The following is a 14,679-nucleotide window of genomic DNA, read 5'->3' as shown; positions in this document are numbered from 1 at the left end:
CCAGTCCTCGTCCTTCCAGACGGCCCTGCGGGCCTCATCAGGATGAGGGCTGCAGTGTCCTCTCAGCCCTGAAGCGAACCCGGCATGGTGATCGGCCGTGAGAAACGCGCCTGCGCTGTCAGGCGGACGCCGGCATTGACGGCGCCATATCCGGCATAGCCATCGCGCTGGATGATCTCGAAGAACAGGCCGCCGTCGAGCGTCGCGGTATAGGCCTGCCAGAACTCGCCCTCGGCATCGCGGTCATACAGGATGTTCAGGCGCTTGAGCGCGTCGATGGCCTCGGGAGCGAGATCGGCGCGCGCCTCGAGGTCGTCATAGTAGTTTTCCGGGATCGGCAGCATGGCGACGCCGCTGGCGACGAGGCGTTCCACGCTGGCCAGTATGTCCGTCGTGGCGAAGGCGATGTGCTGCACGCCCGAGCCGAAGAAATCGGTGACGAAGCGGGCCGACAGCGTGCGATGGCTCTGCGATCCGTTCAGAATCAGCCTGAGCCCGTGGCCGGGCCGGCCGTCGAGGCCGCTCTCGATGACCTGGCTCTGGACCACGCCGCCGGGGTCGAGCACGGCCTGGCTCGGCGTCTTCGTCGTCGCAAACAGCGACGAATAGAACAGCAGCCAGGTCAACATCTCCTCATATTGCATGCTTTGCGAGATGTGATCGACGCTGACGAGGCCGGCCCCAGTGACGGCGACACCTGTGGGCTCGAAATCGACCTCGGCCCAACGTCCCAGCGCCGAGGCCTCGTCGAGGAAATAGAGCAGGCTGCCGCCGAGCCCGCGCACGGCTGGAATGTCGAGCTCGCCGGGGCCCGCCGCTCCCGTATGGGGCACGTCGAGCAGGGCGGTCGCGCGCTGCGTCGCAGCCTTCGCATCGGGCACGCGCAGCGCAATCGCGCAGACCGAGGTGCCATGCGTGATCTGGTAGCTGTGGGCAAAGCCCTCATCATCGCTGTTGAGCACGATGCGGATGTCGCCCTGGCGCCAGAGATCGACATCCTTGGAGCGATGCGTGCCGGTGCGGCTGAAGCCGAGCGCGGCAAGAAGCGTCTGGAAGCCGGGCCGGTCGGCCTCGGCGATGGCAAATTCGATGAACTCGACAGCGGCGATCGGGGCGGGCGCCGGCATCGCCACCGCGCCAGGCACCGGCCGGCCGAGGTTTCGGGCGGTCTCGTCGAGCAGCCAGAGCAGCGAGCGGTGGCCGTCGAGCGCGACCGAGCGGGCGGAACCGGCGCGGAAGCGGTCGTTGAAGATCTCCAGCGAGAGCACGCCGTCATAGCCGGTCGCGGTCAGCGCCCGCATGAAGCCGGCCATGTCGAGCTCGCCCTGTCCCGGCAGGCAGCGCCAATGGCGGCTCCAGGAGAGATAGTCCATCTGCAGTTTCGGCGCGTCGGCCATCTGCACCATGACGATCTTTTCGCGCGGGATGGTGCCGATCGCGGCGGGGTCGAGCCCGCGCGAGAGTATGTGAAAACTGTCCAGGACGATGCCGACATTGTCGCGGCCGGCGCGACGGACGACCTCCCAGGAATCGCGGTAGTCGAAGACGTGGCGGCCCCAGGCCAGCGCCTCATAGCCGACGCGAAGCCCGCGTTTGGCGGCGCGCTCGCCGAGTTCGGCAAAATCGGCAGCAAGGCGGTCGATGCCGCTCAGGGCTTCCGGCGAGGCGCTCGAGCAGACGAAGAGCAGGTCCGTGCCCAGTTCCTGCAGAAGGTCGAATTTGCGCTCGGCCCGGTCGAAGGTGCGGGCTCGTCGCGCATCGGGCATGCCCTCGAAATCGCGGAAGGGCTGGCAGGTCACGATCGCCAGGCCGAGATCGGCGCAGATACGCCGGATTTCCGCAGGCGGGCCGGGAAAGGCGATGAGGTCGTTTTCAAAGATCTCCACTGCGCGAAAACCGGCTGCGGCAATGGCTTCGAGCTTTTCCTGCAATGTACCGGACACGCAGACGGTCGCGATCGAAGGGATCAAGGGCGTCGCTCCTCATGGTCGAGCCGCGCGACTCTGCGCAGATCCGCAGCGGTCGTCGTTGGAAAACCGAAGAATTCGAGATAGGCGGGGATCTGCTCGAACAGCATGTCGACGCCGACCTGATAGGCGCAGCCCCGCGCGCGGACGGCGGCGAGGAAGGGCGTGATCTCCTGCTTCATCACAACCTCGCCGACAAAGGCGGAGGGCGCGATGCGTGCGATATCGACGGGTAGTGGGTCGCCATCCTTCATGCCGAGCGGCGTCGCGTTGACGATGATGTCGAAACCGTCGGGGTCGCGGGAGCCGGTGGCGACGGAGAGGCCGGGATAATGGCGGCGCAGGCGGCTGGCGAGCCCCTCCGCCAGCGGTGCCTGCGCGTCGAAGAGGCCGAGCGTCCCGACGCCGGCCTTGGCCAGCGAGGCCGCGATGGCGGAACCGACGCCGCCTGCGCCAACGACCAGCGCGCGGGCGCCCTGAAGGATGCGCCCCTTGGCGAGCACGCCGCGCACGAAACCCTCGCCGTCGAACATGTCGCCGACCAGTTGCCCATCGGGTCCTAGCCTGACGGCATTGCAGGCGCCCGCGATCGCGCCTGTCGTCAGCACCTCGTCGACGAGACCGGTGGTCGTGACCTTGTGGGGCATGGTCACGAGCGCGCCATGCGCGTTGGAGAGCTTGAAGAACAGCCTGAGAAAGGCCGGGTAATCGTCCGCCTTGCAGCCCATTGGTACGACGACGGCGTCGATCCGCTCCCGCTCGAAATAGGGGTTGTAGATCAGCGGCGCCTTGAAGCTCTCGGTGGGATAACCGAGATGGGCGATGAGCCTGGTCGTGCCGGAGATCATGGCGACGGCTCCTGGTAGTGGATCGCGTCCTGCCGGCGGCTAGGCGTCGACATCGACGGCTTGGCCTGACCGCGCGCTCGCCAGGATCGCGTCCAGCGTCAGCGCGATGTCGATGGATTGGGCGGGCGTCGCGCCGGTCCAGTGCGCCGGACCGAGCCGGATCATCCGCTCGAAGGATTCCGCCTCCGCCAAGAAGCCGTTGCCGGGCGCGACCTCGATGATCTCCGGCTCGATCTGCGCGGTGGTGCCCTGCCGCATGACCAGGATCGGCGGGCCGCCCATCGGGGGATGGTTGAGATAGGTAGTCTCGATCGTGCCAGCGTCGCCCACGATCAGCGCATGACGGTGATAGGCCGAGGTGAAGCCGCAGGAGATCTGCGCCAGCGCGCCACCGGGGAACTCCAGCGTGGCGGCGATGGCGAGGTCGACGCCGGCATCCGACCAGCGCGCAGTCGCACTCACGCGCCGCGGCCGCTCGCCTGCCGCCAGCAGCGCCATGCTGACCGAATAGCTGCCGGCATCGAGCAGCGAGCCGCCGCCGACGTCCGGCCTCAGCCGGATGTTCGCGGTGTCGGAGATCGTGAAGCCGAAGCTCGTGCGGATCGACTGGACCGTGCCGATTGCGCCTTGGTCGAGTAACTCCCGCAGCTTCAGCGTCTGGGCCTGCGCGCGATAAGGATAGGCCTCGACGATGTGGCGATCATGCTTCCGGGCGGCCTCGAACATGGCGCGAGCCTCAACCGTGTTCATTGCCAGCGGCTTCTCGCAGAGCACGTGCTTGCCCGCCTCGACGGCGCGGATCGACCATGCGGCATGCAGCGAATTGGGCAGCGGGTTGTAAATCGCGTCGATATCGGGGTCGGCCAGCAGGGCCTCGTAGGAGCCCAGATGGCGCGCGATCCCGCACTCCTGCGCAAAGCTCTCGGCCTTGGCGGCGTCGCGGCTGGCGACAGCAGTGACCGCGACGGTCTTCGACGGCGCCACGCCCCGCGTAAAACTGCGCGCGATATTGGCGGCGCCGAGAATGCCCAGTCGAAGCGGTCTCGATTGCGTGTCGGTCATCTCGGCCTCTTCAGTGGTGGCGCAGGATCTCGCCCAGGAATTTGCGCGTGCGCTCATGGCGTGGCGCGGTGAAGAACTCTGATGGCGGCGCTTCCTCCACGATCTCGCCCGAGGCCATGAAGATGACGCGGTCGGCGACCTGGCGGGCAAAGCCCATCTCATGGGTGACGCAGATCATCGTCATGCCCTCCTCGGCGAGTCCGATCATGGTGTCGAGCACCTCCTTGACCATCTCCGGGTCGAGTGCCGAAGTCGGCTCGTCGAAGAGCATGACCTTGGGCTGCATGCAGAGCGCACGGGCGATCGCCACGCGCTGCTGCTGCCCGCCCGACAATTGCGACGGGTATTTTTGGGCCTGCTCCGAGATCTTGACGCGGGAGAGCAGGCGCATCGCGGTCGCCTCGGCCTGCGCCTTGCTGGCGCCAAGCGAGCGCATCGGGGCGAGCATGCAGTTCTCGATCACGGTGAGGTGCGGGAACAGGTTGAAGTGCTGGAACACCATCCCGACTTCGCGACGCACCGCGTCGATCGTCGCGGCGCGGTGGTCCAGCGTGACGCCGCCGACCTGAATCTCGCCCTTCTGGTAGTCCTCCAGGCGATTGATGCAGCGGATCAGGGTCGATTTTCCCGAGCCCGAAGGCCCGCACAGGACGATTTTCTCGCCCTGGCGGACCGACAGGTTGATGTTGGTGAGAGCCTTGAACTGGCCGTACCACTTCTCGACATGGGCCATGCCGATCATGGCCTGCGCCGATTGCGATGCGGTGCTGGTCTGGCTGTTCATGGCTCCCGATCCGGTCTCTCCCGCTTGGCTCAAGCGACGGTGAAGGGGATGCTCTCGAGGCTGTCGGGGAATTTGTGCACCGGCACCTTCATCCACTTGTCGTAGATTTTCTGCAGGTCGCCGCTCGCCTTGATCTTGTCGATGAAGCTGTTGAGCGCGGCGTTGATCTCCTTCTCGCCGAGCCGCGTGCAGGCCCCGTTGTAGAGGTTCTGGAATTCGAGCTTGTTCTCGAACTCGCCCGGCCGCGCCTGCTCGATGCGCTGCATGTAGAAGATGTTGCCGCCCAGCGCCTGGACCTGGCCGGAGACCAGCGCCTGGATCGAGGGCGCATCGCCGTCATAACGCCGGATCGTGGTGCTGGCCGGCGCGTTCTTGGTGACCTGGGTGTCCTGCGCCGCGCCCTTGGCGACGCCGATGGTGTAGCGGCCCATGTCCTCGTTGGTGGTGATCTTGTCCTTCTTGGGCCCGATCAGCACGATGGTGTTGGCGACATAGGGCTTCGAGAACTGCACGGCCTTGGCGCGCTCGGGCAGCATCGCCATCGTGGCGAAGAGCACGTCGACGCGGCCCGTGGTCAGCGCCGGGATGCGATTGTTGACCTCGAGCGGCAGGAACTCGACGGAGACGCCAAGCTCCTTGGCGAACAGGGTCGCGATATCGGCGTCGAGGCCGTCCTGCTTGCCGGCCGAGGTGACGAAACCCCAGGGCGGGTTGTCGCCCTGGATGCCGACCACGATCTTGCCCTTGGACTTGATCTCGGCGGGGGTGATCGCAAGCGCCGGCCGCAGCAGCAAGGCGGGGGCGGCGAGGGTGGCGGCGCCGGCGACAAGCAGGCGGCGGCGGTCGAGCAGGCCCTTGGTCTTATGCGTCATCGTCTCTCTCCCTGGGTTGAACGTTGCTTTTTTGCTTGGTGGTTGGTGGTGCCGGCTCCGTCAGCGTGTCGCGACGGCCAGTTGCCGCTCGAGATGTGCGCCCAGAAGCGAGAGCGGCCAGCACATGATGAAATAGAGGATGCCGACGATCGCGAAGACCAGCAGGGGCTGGAAGATCTGGTTGGAAATCATGTTGCCGGCCCGGGTCAGCTCGGTGAAGCCGACGATGGCGGCCAGCGAGGTGCCCTTGATCAACTGGACCAGGAAGCCGACCGTCGCCGGCAGCGAGATGCGGATCGCCTGCGGTAGGATCACATCCTTCATCCGCGAGACGTATCTCAGGCTCAGCGCTTTTGCCGCTTCAGTCTGGCCCTTCGGCACGGCCTCGATCGAGCCGCGCCAGATCTCGCCGAGATAGGCGCTGGCATGTAGCGTGAAGCCGATCGCCACCGCGACCCAGGCATCGAGCTTGAGGCCGACCAGGGCCAGGCCGTAATAGACCACGAAGAGCTGCATCAGCAGCGGCGTGCCCTGGAAGACCGCGATGTAGCCGGCGCTCAGGCGCTCGACCAGCGGGGCGCCCGAGGTCCGCAGCAGGGCGATGGCGAGCCCGAAGACGCCACCACCGACAAAGCCGATCGCCGAGAGCGCGATCGTCCATTTGAGGCCGGCCAGGAGGAAGAGGAATTCGCTGATGCCCATCGCGGCCGCCCTCACTTGACCGGATAGCTGAAATAGCGAGCCGAGATCACGCCGAAGAAGCGCATCATCAGCCAGGACATGATCAGGTAGAAGATCGTGACCGTGCCGTAGACCTCGAAGCTGCGAAAACTGTCGGATTCGATGCGCTGCGCCACCGAGGTCAGCTCATAGGCGGAGATCGCCGAGGCGACGCTGGTGGTCAGAGTCAGCAGCACGAACTGACTGGTCAGTGAGGGGAAGATCGCGCGCAGAGCCGGGCGCAACACGATCAGCCGGAAGACCTGGCTCTTGTGCAGCCCGAGCGCCAGGCCTGCCTCGACCTGGCCCTTGCTGATCGACTGCACGCCGCCACGGATGATCTCGATGGCGTAGGCGCCGCCATTGATCCCCAGCGCGATGATCGCGGTCGGTGTCGGGTCGAGCCGCAGCCCCGCCAGCGGCAGGGCAAAATAGATGAAGAAGATCTGCACCAGGAAGGGCGTGTTGCGGATCAGCTCGACGAAGGCCATCACCGCCCAGCGCACGGGCCGGATCGAGGAGCCGCGCAGGATCACGCCGCCAATGCCGATCACGATGGCAAGCGCCATGCCGCCGAACGCCAGCAGGAACGTGCCCAGGCACGCCGTCAGCAGGTTCGGCAGGCCATCGATCACGGGCGTGAAATCGAGCGTGTAGTTCATGGCGTTCCCCGAAACGGCCGACCTTCTGAATGGGTCGATCCGGATCCTGTCACTGCCAGCGACGTCCGCGCCAGGGCGCGCCGGCAATGCTGTTCCCGCTTGCGCGGCAACCTGTCCGTGTTAAATGTACGAAATGGTTCAATTGGTCAAGGCGCTTCACCCGGGCGTCGCATTTTGCGAAACGAGCCCCGGAATGCTTCGGCCAAGCTTGGAAACCGCAGGATGAACGAGACGTCCCCAGCCACGATCCGCCCCGCGAGGGCGCGCAAGCCGGCGAGTTGGACGCAGGATCCCGATGGCGTGCGCCGCAACATCCTGGAGGTGGCGCGCGAGGAGTTCGTGGAGAATGGCTTGAGCGGGGCGCGGGTCGACGAGATTGCGGCCCGGACCTCCACCAGCAAGCGGATGATCTACTACTATTTCGGCGGCAAGGAGGGACTCTATCGCGCCGTGCTCGAGGCTATGTATGCGCGCATCCGCCGTTTCGAGCGCAGCCTCGACCTCGCGACGCTGTCGCCGCGCGAAGCGATGGCGACGCTTGCCGGCTTCACCTTCGACTACCACGCCGACAACCCGGACTTCGTCCGGCTGGTCATGGTCGAGAACATCCATCATGCCCGCCATCTCGAGACCTCGCCCGAAATCGCGGCCCTGAACCTTTCGGCGATCGACATGATCCGCGAGATCTACGAGCGCGGGCTGGGCGAGGGCGTCTTTCGCGACGGGCTCGACCCGATCGACATCCATCTCACGATCAGCGCGCTGAGCTTCTACAATGTCTCCAACCGCGCCAGCATCCGGCAGGTTTTCGGCCACGACATGGGGGCGCCCGAAGCGCGCGCGCGTCGCCGCGTCAGCGCGGTCGATACCGTGCTTCGCATGCTCTGCCGCTGAGGCCGGGCGGGCCACATTCACGGCCGCACAAGTCCGGCCATGGCCTGGATCGCGAGTTCATAGCCGGCGGCGCCGAAGCCGGCGATGATGCCGGTGGCGACCTTCGAGACCAGCGAGTTGTGATAGATGCTCTCGCGCGCATGGATGTTGGAGATGTGAAGCTCGATCTTCGGGCCATCGAACATCTTGAGTGAATCCAGCAGGGCCACCGAGGTGAAGCTGTAGCCGGCGGGGTTGATGATGATGCCGCAGGCTTCGTTGCGCGCCTGATGCACGCTTTCGACCAGTTCGCCCTCGAAATTTGTCTGCCGGAAATCGACCGTGAAGCCGAGCGCGGCAGCCTTGGCGGCGCAGCGCTCGCCGATCTCGGCCAGCGTGGTGGTGCCGTAGACCGCAGGCTCGCGTTGCCCCAGCAGGTTCAGGTTGGGGCCGTTCAGCACATAGATGCAGCGTTCCATGTCAGAGGCCCCGGCATCGGGCAATGGAGCGCAATGCGCGCGGGGACAGGCGCAGAGGGGCGCGCTCGTGTTCAGTCGTCATGTCTCTTCCCCACAAGCGGTTGCCGCGAGCCTTTTGCTCTGCGCTCCGGCTTTGCCGTGATAGTGCATCTGACGGATTCAATTTCAACCGATATTTCTATGATTATATGATAGTCGTTGGCTGGTGGGTGGCGCTGTGGTCCCGGCTCGGGCCAGGCCATGCGCGGCGAGAATGGTGGCTGGAATGACCAATTCGGTGGGTGAACTTGCAGGCGAGGACTTTGCACAGGCCAGTGAGGCGACGCAGGCCCAGCAGGCCTCGACCGGCGAGCAGGCCTATGAGCGTATTCGCTCCGACATCGTCTTTGGCCGCTTGCGCCCCGGCCAGCGCCTGACCTTGGAGAAACTGAAGCCGGTCTATGGCGTCGGGATCAGCACGCTGCGCGAAATCTTCAGCCGGCTGACGCCGGAGGGGCTTGTCACGGCAGAGGGACAGCGCGGCTTCCAGGTCGCGCCATGCTCCAGAAGCGATCTCAAGGATCTCGCGGAGCTGCGCCTGCTGCTCGAGAAAGACGCGCTCGCGCAGTCCTTCGCGACCGGCGACATGGAGTGGGAGGGCCGCGTCGTCGCTGCCCATCACAAGCTCGGCCGGATGGAGGCGGGGCTGCTCGCCGGCGACGGCTCGCAGACCCAGCAATGGAAGCGCTATGACTGGGAGTTTCACCAGGCGCTGGTCTCGGCCTGCGGGTCAAAGGCGCTGCTGGAGCTGCATTCGGGGGTCTATGCCCGCTATCTGCGCTACCAGATGGTGTTCGTGATCTTTCGCGGACGCGCCGCGGCCGACGAGCACCGCGCCCTGCTGGACTGCGCCCTGAAGCGCGATGTCACCGAGGCCCATGTGCTGCTGGAGCGGCACATCCGGGGTTGCGTCGCCTTCGCGCTGGAGAACGACCTGATCTGAAGCCGGCGAGCATAACGGGGCTTTGCGGCGCACAGCTGATGCGGAGCCCCGGCGAAGGGTGGTAAGCAGGCGAACGCCCGGCGGGTCTTACGAGCGGGCGAGGGATCGTTCATGAGCGAGGGACAGAAACGGCCTGCCCGGCATGAGGGGACGACGGGGCTCGCGGTCCTGATCGCCGAGCTCATCCAGTCGCGCGCACTCGCTGCCGGCACGCATCTCTCGGCCCAGGAATTGGCGCGTGAATTCAACGCCTCCCGGACGCCGGTCACGCGCGCCTTGAACCTTCTCAAAGTGCAAGGCTCGGTCGTCCATCACGAGAACCGGGGCTATTTCGTCTCGGATGCGCCGCGAGTGGTCCGGGAGGGCGGCGAGCCCTCGCCGGCATCCGACGATATCGGCGAGACCTACAGGGCGATCGCCAGGGACAGGCTTGCGGGAGAGCTACCGGTCTCGGTGACGGAGACCTATCTGAAGTCTCGCTACCATCTCTCCAGATCCCAGCTGAGCATCATCCTGAGCCGGATCGCGGGCGAGGGCTGGATCGAGCGGCGCACTGGCTATGGCTGGCAGTTCACCGAGATCCTGATGACGCCGGAGGCTCTCGCACAGACCTTGCGGCTGCGGCAGGCGCTCGAACCCGCAAGCCTGCTCGAGCCCGGATATCGACTGGACCGCGTGATGGCGGCGCAGTGCCGTGAGATCGAGCTTGAAATGCTGGAGAGCGGCGCCGAAGGCATGTCGCCCGACGCGCTGTTCGTGCGCGGGGTCCGGTTCCACGAATGCCTGGTCAGCGGCGGGCAGAATCCGTTCTTCCTGGAGACGATCCGCCGCGTGAACCGGATCAGGCGGCTGCTCTCGGAGAAGGCGACCCCGCACCGGCGGCGCTTCCGCCAGCACTGCCTGGAGCATCTCGAACTGCTCGACCTGCTGGAGGCCGAGCGCAATGAGGAGGCCGCAGTTGCGCTGCGGCGCCATCTCGAGAACGTCGAGCAGAGCTACGACGAGATACGCGAAGTCCTGGCGACGCGGGGCTGAGCCGCGCTGCTTCCGGTTGCGGCGTCGTGGTCAGGTCCAGATGCCGACCGGCATCGGCAGCCCCTCATAGGTCGCGGGCGGGATGGCGGCGGGTGTCCCGGTCAGGGTCGAGACGACGAGATCGAGCTGGCGGGCATGCTGGCCCGAGTGCCAGGTCCCGCGCTCCAGCACATGCATGGCAGGCTGGGGCCCATAATAGGTCTCGACGGTCGATGTGAACCAGCTCCGGTCGACGCTTGCGCGCCAGCGTTCCAGGCGGGCGATGATGCTGTCGGCATAGGCGAGGACGTCGTCCTTGCTACGCAGATGGTCATAGTTGGCATTGCTGATGTCGCGGGAATCCTTGATGCCGGTCTCGACTGTTTCGAGCAGGCTCTCCGGAATCTGGAAGATGTGCGAGCCCAGCTGACGATTGGAGCGTGCGCGCTCGGGCACGGGGCGGGTCTCCAACTGGTCGACCGGAAGGCGCCCGAACAGATCGCGCGAGATGCGCAGGAATTGAAGCCAGCGATCGATCAGCACCTCGGGCGGCAGGACCTTGGCGTCGCGGGCCAGGCCGACGAATTTCGCCACGTCATCCAGGGATTGCGCATAGGTCGAGCGCTCGCCCTGAAGCAGCACGGGCACCGAGCGGATGCCCAGTGCCATCAACTCGTCCATGGCGCCTTGTTCAGCGAGGATGTTGACCGAGACGAAGTCGACGCCATTGGCGGCGAGATACTCCTTCACCTTCACGCAGCTCGAGCAGCCGGGCTGCCAGAACACCCTCAGCGGGGCTGCAGTCTGTGGAGCGGCGTTTGTCATGGGGGCGAGCGTCATGGCGGTCTCCTCTGCAACAGTCGAAACGAGAGCCTAGCGAACGACGGGATATTGCACTTTACGATCGTAACGAGCAATCCAGATTGATGCTCCGCGCATCACTGCCTCGTCGACGGTAAAGGTGACCGTTCGTATTTCCTGATTAGATGGTGCCGAGCGAGCGATTTGATCAATCAACCGCGCGGATCTAGGATGTGGCGTTCTCGCCAACACACAGTGCGATCCTGCCGCCATGACCCTCGAACAGCTCCGGATCTTCGTTGCAGTCGCAGAGCGCGAACATGTCACGCAAGGCGCGCGCGACCTCAATCTCACGCAGTCGGCGACGAGCGCCTCCATCGCGGCTCTCGAGGCGCGCCACGCGGTCACCCTGTTTGACCGGGTCGGGCGGCGCGTCGTCCTGACAAAGGCGGGACAGATCTTCCTCACGGAGGCGCGGGCCGTGCTGGCGCGCGCGGCGGCCGCCGAGACCATGTTGGCCGATCTCGCCGGCCTGACCCACGGTTCCCTTACGCTTGCGGCCAGCCAGACCGTGGCGAACTACTGGCTGCCTCCGCTGATGCAGCGCTACAAGGTGCGTCATCCCGGCATCGGGCTCAGCCTGACCATCGGCAACACCGCGACGGTCACGGCTGCGGTGCTCGACGGCCTCGCCGATCTCGGCTTCGTCGAGGGGCGGATCGACAGCCCCGCGCTGGCGGTCGAGAATGTCGGCGCCGACGAGATGACGCTGCTGGTGGCACCCGACCACCCCTGGGCCTCGCGCCGGGCCGTGGATGTCAGCGAGTTTCCGGCCACGCCCTGGATCGTCCGGGAGCCGGGATCGGGCACGCGCGCGCTGTTCGAGGAGACATTGGGCGCATCTGGGCTGTCGCTGGACGGCCTGACGATCACCTTGCAGCTGCCGTCCAACGAGGCCGTTTGCGCCGCCGTCGCGGCCGGGGGAGGCGCGACGATGATCTCGCGGCTGGTTGCGGAGGGGGCGCTGCGGTCGCGCCTGCTCGTGGCGCTCGACGTCACGGCACAAGGGGGCGCCGGCGGGTTTCCCAGCCAGCATCGCGACTTCCTGGCGCTGCGCCACAAGGAGCGGCACCTCACCCAGGCGGCCAAGGCCTTCTACCAGCTGATCGCAGCGACCGGTGATGCCGACCACGCGTGAGCGGTGCAGGCGCCGCGCGGTGCAACGTCCAGATCCACGCCGACCGGAGTTTGGGACGCAGGGTCAACAAGTGTGGGCTCCCAGTCATGGTCTCGGCAGCGCCCGATCCCTAGACTCTGCATGGGTCGATGCAGCGTTCGCCGTAACGCGCGGCTCGTGTCCGCGCGGACCTGCTTGCGCGGAGCTTGAGGTCGAGCGATCGGCCAGGAAGATCGCTCACCATGCCAGCCAATCCGGTCAATACCGAAATCCTCGTCAACACCGCTGTCGATGCGAACCAGTCCGAGCCGAGGATCACGGCGCTCGCGAATGGCGGCTTCGTCGTCACCTGGATGGACCAGAGCGCCGGTGTTGGCGGAGCGCAAGGCGATACCAGCGGCTTGGCTGTGAAGGCGCAGGTCTACGACAGCGGTGGGTCCCGGGTCGGCGGCGAGATTTTGGTCAACACGACAACCGAGGACAACCAGCTTCTTCCTTTGGTTGCGGCGCTGGGCGAGGGCGGATTTGTCGTCGTCTGGACCGACGCCAGCGAGGGCAACGGTGATTTCGACGTCAGGGCCCAGGTCTTCGACGTCGTTGGCGCGCGTGATGGCGCCGAAATTCTCGTCAACACCATAACGCCGATGGAGCAGGGCTATCCGCAGGTTGCGCCCCTCAGCCATGGCGGTTTCGTCGTTGCCTGGGCGGATAACAGCGACGGCGTCGATGCGGCCGACTTTAATATCAAGGCGCAGATATTCCTTGGCCGCGCCGACAATTTTGCACGGAGCGGCGGGGAACTGCTCGTCAATACGAAAACTTTGGACACGCAGTTCGAACCAGTCGTCGCGGGGTTGCCGGAAGGGCGGTTCGTTGTCGTCTGGCAAGATTACGAGGGCGATGGCAGCGGCTGGTCGATCAAGTCGCAGGTGTTCGACGCCGACGGGACACCCATCGGCACGGAGATCCTGGTCAATACAGCCGTCGCCAGCGATCAATGGGGGCCGAAGGTCGCGAGCCTCGAGAACGGCGGCTTCGTCATCACGTGGGACGATGAGAGCCGAGGCGTCTGGGGCGCCGGGGGAGATACCAGCGGGACCGCCGTGAAGGGGCGCGTGTTCAGCAACGCCGCGAGGGACTTCGCCCCTGTCGATACTGAGTTTCGCGTCAATTCGGCGACGCTCAATAGCCAGTTCGGCGCCCAGATCGTTGCGCTGAAACAGGGCGGCTTTGTCGTGACATGGTCGGATCTCAGCGAGGGAGTAGCTGGCGCTTCGGGCGACAACAGTCGCTCCGCCAGCAAAGCCCAGGTGTTTGACGATGGTGGGGTCGCAATCGGGCCGGAAATCCTCATCAACACGGCCATCTTCGACGATCAGTACGCACCCAGGATCGCAGCGCTTCCGCACGGCGGCTTTATTGTGACATGGAACGATTTAAGCGCCGGCGTCGGCGGCGCGGGCGGGGACGGCAGTGGATCCGCCGTCAAGGCTCAGCTTTTTGCGGCCAACGGCGATCGCATGGGTTCCGAATTCCTGGTGAACACCGCGACGGAAAGCGATCAGTCAGGCCCCCAGATTGCCGTGCTCGCGACCGGCGGTATCGTCGTGACCTGGCAGGACGACAGCTGGGGGCTGGGCGGTGCCGAAGGCGATACCAGCGGATCCGCGGTGAAGGCGCAGCTATTTGCGATCACGCCGGACACGCCTCAGGAGCCGGAGCCGCCCGCCATCACGCTGGGCCAGGTCAAGGCGGCGCATTTCAATGTGCTCGGCCTGGAACTGGCAGACAGTGCCGCGCAGGCCATCGTCGTCGATCTCGCCAACAAGCTCTACAGCTTCGACGCCTATATCGGCACGCTCGTCGACCGGGCCGATCTCAGCACGCTGCCGGCGGTCATCACGAATGCCCTGCTGGCCGGCGTCGCCCCGACGCAACAGCATCTTCCCGAACTCGGCGCCTTCGTCACCCTGCAGTACAACGCCTATCGGGACACCGGCTCGTCGAACCCGGCACTTGGCATCTACGAGGCGCTTGGCCGGGGCTTTTCGGAGACCATCAAGTTCGAGACCGACTATGGCGGGTTTACTGACATCGACTTCCTGAACGACGCCTATCGGGATGTCTTCGGCCGCACGGCGTCGGAGGCGCAGGTCGCGCATTTCGAGGCCCAGCTCGCCTATTTCCAGGCGCTCTATACGGGCGTCGGCGAAAGTGGACCGTTGGCGAGCCTGCATGCGAAGGGTGCGATCATCGGCCAGATGATCGGTCACATGGTCCGCGACGAACCGGAACTCCATGCAATCGATGACGCGGCCATCGCTTTCCTGCGCGCCGCCGGGCATGGCCAGGCCCGGTATGGCGAGCCGCTGGACCTGATCTGATCATATCTCCGCCCGGGAGATGGCGGGCGGAATGGATTACTGCCCGGCGGGCGC

Annotated in this window: 14 protein-coding genes; 5 read left to right on the top strand and 9 right to left on the bottom strand. The window is 65.7% G+C overall.

Annotated elements, in window-relative coordinates; translation table 11 throughout:
• Positions 1-62 precede the first annotated feature (62 nt).
• The 7 genes from AC1D2L_RS17880 to AC1D2L_RS17850 form a co-directional block, all read right to left on the bottom strand.
• On the bottom strand, positions 63-1,970 hold the full coding sequence (locus tag AC1D2L_RS17880; RefSeq protein WP_476847238.1) for a bifunctional sugar phosphate isomerase/epimerase/4-hydroxyphenylpyruvate dioxygenase family protein: 1,908 nt from the start codon (positions 1,968-1,970) through the stop codon (positions 63-65).
• Positions 1,967-2,815, bottom strand: coding sequence for a shikimate dehydrogenase family protein (locus AC1D2L_RS17875; protein ID WP_476847237.1), 849 nt, complete (start codon positions 2,813-2,815; stop codon positions 1,967-1,969). The genes AC1D2L_RS17880 and AC1D2L_RS17875 overlap by 4 nt, the downstream gene beginning before the upstream one ends.
• A 39-nt stretch (positions 2,816-2,854) precedes the next feature.
• The gene (locus tag AC1D2L_RS17870; RefSeq protein ID WP_476847236.1) at positions 2,855-3,877 is read right to left on the bottom strand and encodes a Gfo/Idh/MocA family protein; all 1,023 of its coding nucleotides are present in this window, start codon (positions 3,875-3,877) and stop codon (positions 2,855-2,857) included.
• A gap of 10 nt (positions 3,878-3,887) precedes the next feature.
• Positions 3,888-4,619 (bottom strand): amino acid ABC transporter ATP-binding protein, encoded by a 732-nt coding sequence (locus tag AC1D2L_RS17865; protein ID WP_476847333.1) that lies wholly within the window; start codon positions 4,617-4,619, stop codon positions 3,888-3,890.
• A 71-nt stretch (positions 4,620-4,690) separates the two neighbouring features.
• Complete coding sequence (locus AC1D2L_RS17860) at positions 4,691-5,533, bottom strand: transporter substrate-binding domain-containing protein (RefSeq protein WP_476847235.1); 843 nt, start codon at positions 5,531-5,533, stop codon at positions 4,691-4,693.
• 60 nt (positions 5,534-5,593) lie between these two features.
• Positions 5,594-6,235, bottom strand: a complete 642-nt coding sequence (locus AC1D2L_RS17855) for an amino acid ABC transporter permease (RefSeq protein ID WP_476847234.1) — start codon at positions 6,233-6,235, stop codon at positions 5,594-5,596.
• A gap of 11 nt (positions 6,236-6,246) precedes the next feature.
• A complete protein-coding gene (locus AC1D2L_RS17850) occupies positions 6,247-6,915 on the bottom strand; it encodes an amino acid ABC transporter permease (RefSeq protein WP_476847233.1) in 669 nt (222 codons plus the stop codon).
• A 222-nt stretch (positions 6,916-7,137) separates the two neighbouring features.
• Between AC1D2L_RS17850 and AC1D2L_RS17845 the strand changes: the two genes are divergently transcribed.
• Positions 7,138-7,809, top strand: a complete 672-nt coding sequence (locus tag AC1D2L_RS17845; RefSeq protein WP_476847232.1) for a TetR/AcrR family transcriptional regulator — start codon at positions 7,138-7,140, stop codon at positions 7,807-7,809.
• Positions 7,810-7,826: 17 nt separating this feature from the next.
• Here the strand turns inward: AC1D2L_RS17845 and AC1D2L_RS17840 are convergent, their stop codons facing one another.
• Positions 7,827-8,267 carry a type II 3-dehydroquinate dehydratase gene (locus AC1D2L_RS17840; protein ID WP_476847231.1) on the bottom strand — a complete coding sequence of 147 codons (441 nt, stop codon included), beginning with the start codon at positions 8,265-8,267 and terminating at the stop codon, positions 7,827-7,829.
• Positions 8,268-8,532: 265 nt separating this feature from the next.
• Between AC1D2L_RS17840 and AC1D2L_RS17835 the strand changes: the two genes are divergently transcribed.
• Positions 8,533-9,249 (top strand): GntR family transcriptional regulator, encoded by a 717-nt coding sequence (locus AC1D2L_RS17835; protein ID WP_476847230.1) that lies wholly within the window; start codon positions 8,533-8,535, stop codon positions 9,247-9,249.
• A 111-nt stretch (positions 9,250-9,360) separates the two neighbouring features.
• Positions 9,361-10,284 (top strand): GntR family transcriptional regulator, encoded by a 924-nt coding sequence (locus AC1D2L_RS17830; RefSeq protein WP_476847229.1) that lies wholly within the window; start codon positions 9,361-9,363, stop codon positions 10,282-10,284.
• A gap of 30 nt (positions 10,285-10,314) precedes the next feature.
• On the opposite strand, the gene AC1D2L_RS17825 is transcribed toward AC1D2L_RS17830, so the two are convergent.
• Positions 10,315-11,103: a glutaredoxin domain-containing protein gene (locus tag AC1D2L_RS17825; protein ID WP_476847228.1), complete on the bottom strand. Its 789-nt coding sequence runs from the start codon at positions 11,101-11,103 to the stop codon at positions 10,315-10,317.
• Between the two features lie 232 nt (positions 11,104-11,335).
• Here AC1D2L_RS17825 and AC1D2L_RS17820 point away from each other — a divergent pair, with 232 nt between their 5' ends.
• Positions 11,336-12,262, top strand: coding sequence for a LysR family transcriptional regulator (locus tag AC1D2L_RS17820; RefSeq protein ID WP_476847227.1), 927 nt, complete (start codon positions 11,336-11,338; stop codon positions 12,260-12,262).
• A 221-nt stretch (positions 12,263-12,483) separates the two neighbouring features.
• On the top strand, positions 12,484-14,625 hold the full coding sequence (locus AC1D2L_RS17815; protein WP_476847226.1) for a hypothetical protein: 2,142 nt from the start codon (positions 12,484-12,486) through the stop codon (positions 14,623-14,625).
• Positions 14,626-14,679 lie beyond the last annotated feature (54 nt).

The sequence above is a fragment of the Allobosea sp. P1_B10 genome (genome assembly GCF_056406735.1).
The sequence above is the reverse complement of the archived record's forward strand: the minus strand, read 5'-3'. Positions and strand labels throughout refer to the sequence as shown.

Excerpts from the sequence above, each read along its gene's own strand:
- AC1D2L_RS17875 (WP_476847237.1), bottom strand. The coding sequence starts at position 2,815 with ATGATCTCCGGCACGACCAGGCTCATCGCCCATCTCGGTTATCCCACC.
- AC1D2L_RS17870 (WP_476847236.1), bottom strand. The coding sequence starts at position 3,877 with ATGACCGACACGCAATCGAGACCGCTTCGACTGGGCATTCTCGGCGCC.
- AC1D2L_RS17865 (WP_476847333.1), bottom strand. The coding sequence starts at position 4,619 with ATGATCGGCATGGCCCATGTCGAGAAGTGGTACGGCCAGTTCAAGGCT.
- AC1D2L_RS17860 (WP_476847235.1), bottom strand. The coding sequence starts at position 5,533 with ATGACGCATAAGACCAAGGGCCTGCTCGACCGCCGCCGCCTGCTTGTC.
- AC1D2L_RS17855 (WP_476847234.1), bottom strand. The coding sequence starts at position 6,235 with ATGGGCATCAGCGAATTCCTCTTCCTCCTGGCCGGCCTCAAATGGACG.
- AC1D2L_RS17850 (WP_476847233.1), bottom strand. The coding sequence starts at position 6,915 with ATGAACTACACGCTCGATTTCACGCCCGTGATCGATGGCCTGCCGAAC.
- AC1D2L_RS17845 (WP_476847232.1), top strand. The coding sequence starts at position 7,138 with ATGAACGAGACGTCCCCAGCCACGATCCGCCCCGCGAGGGCGCGCAAG.
- AC1D2L_RS17840 (WP_476847231.1), bottom strand. The coding sequence starts at position 8,267 with ATGGAACGCTGCATCTATGTGCTGAACGGCCCCAACCTGAACCTGCTG.
- AC1D2L_RS17835 (WP_476847230.1), top strand. The coding sequence starts at position 8,533 with ATGACCAATTCGGTGGGTGAACTTGCAGGCGAGGACTTTGCACAGGCC.
- AC1D2L_RS17830 (WP_476847229.1), top strand. The coding sequence starts at position 9,361 with ATGAGCGAGGGACAGAAACGGCCTGCCCGGCATGAGGGGACGACGGGG.
- AC1D2L_RS17825 (WP_476847228.1), bottom strand. The coding sequence starts at position 11,103 with ATGACGCTCGCCCCCATGACAAACGCCGCTCCACAGACTGCAGCCCCG.
- AC1D2L_RS17820 (WP_476847227.1), top strand. The coding sequence starts at position 11,336 with ATGACCCTCGAACAGCTCCGGATCTTCGTTGCAGTCGCAGAGCGCGAA.
- AC1D2L_RS17815 (WP_476847226.1), top strand. The coding sequence starts at position 12,484 with ATGCCAGCCAATCCGGTCAATACCGAAATCCTCGTCAACACCGCTGTC.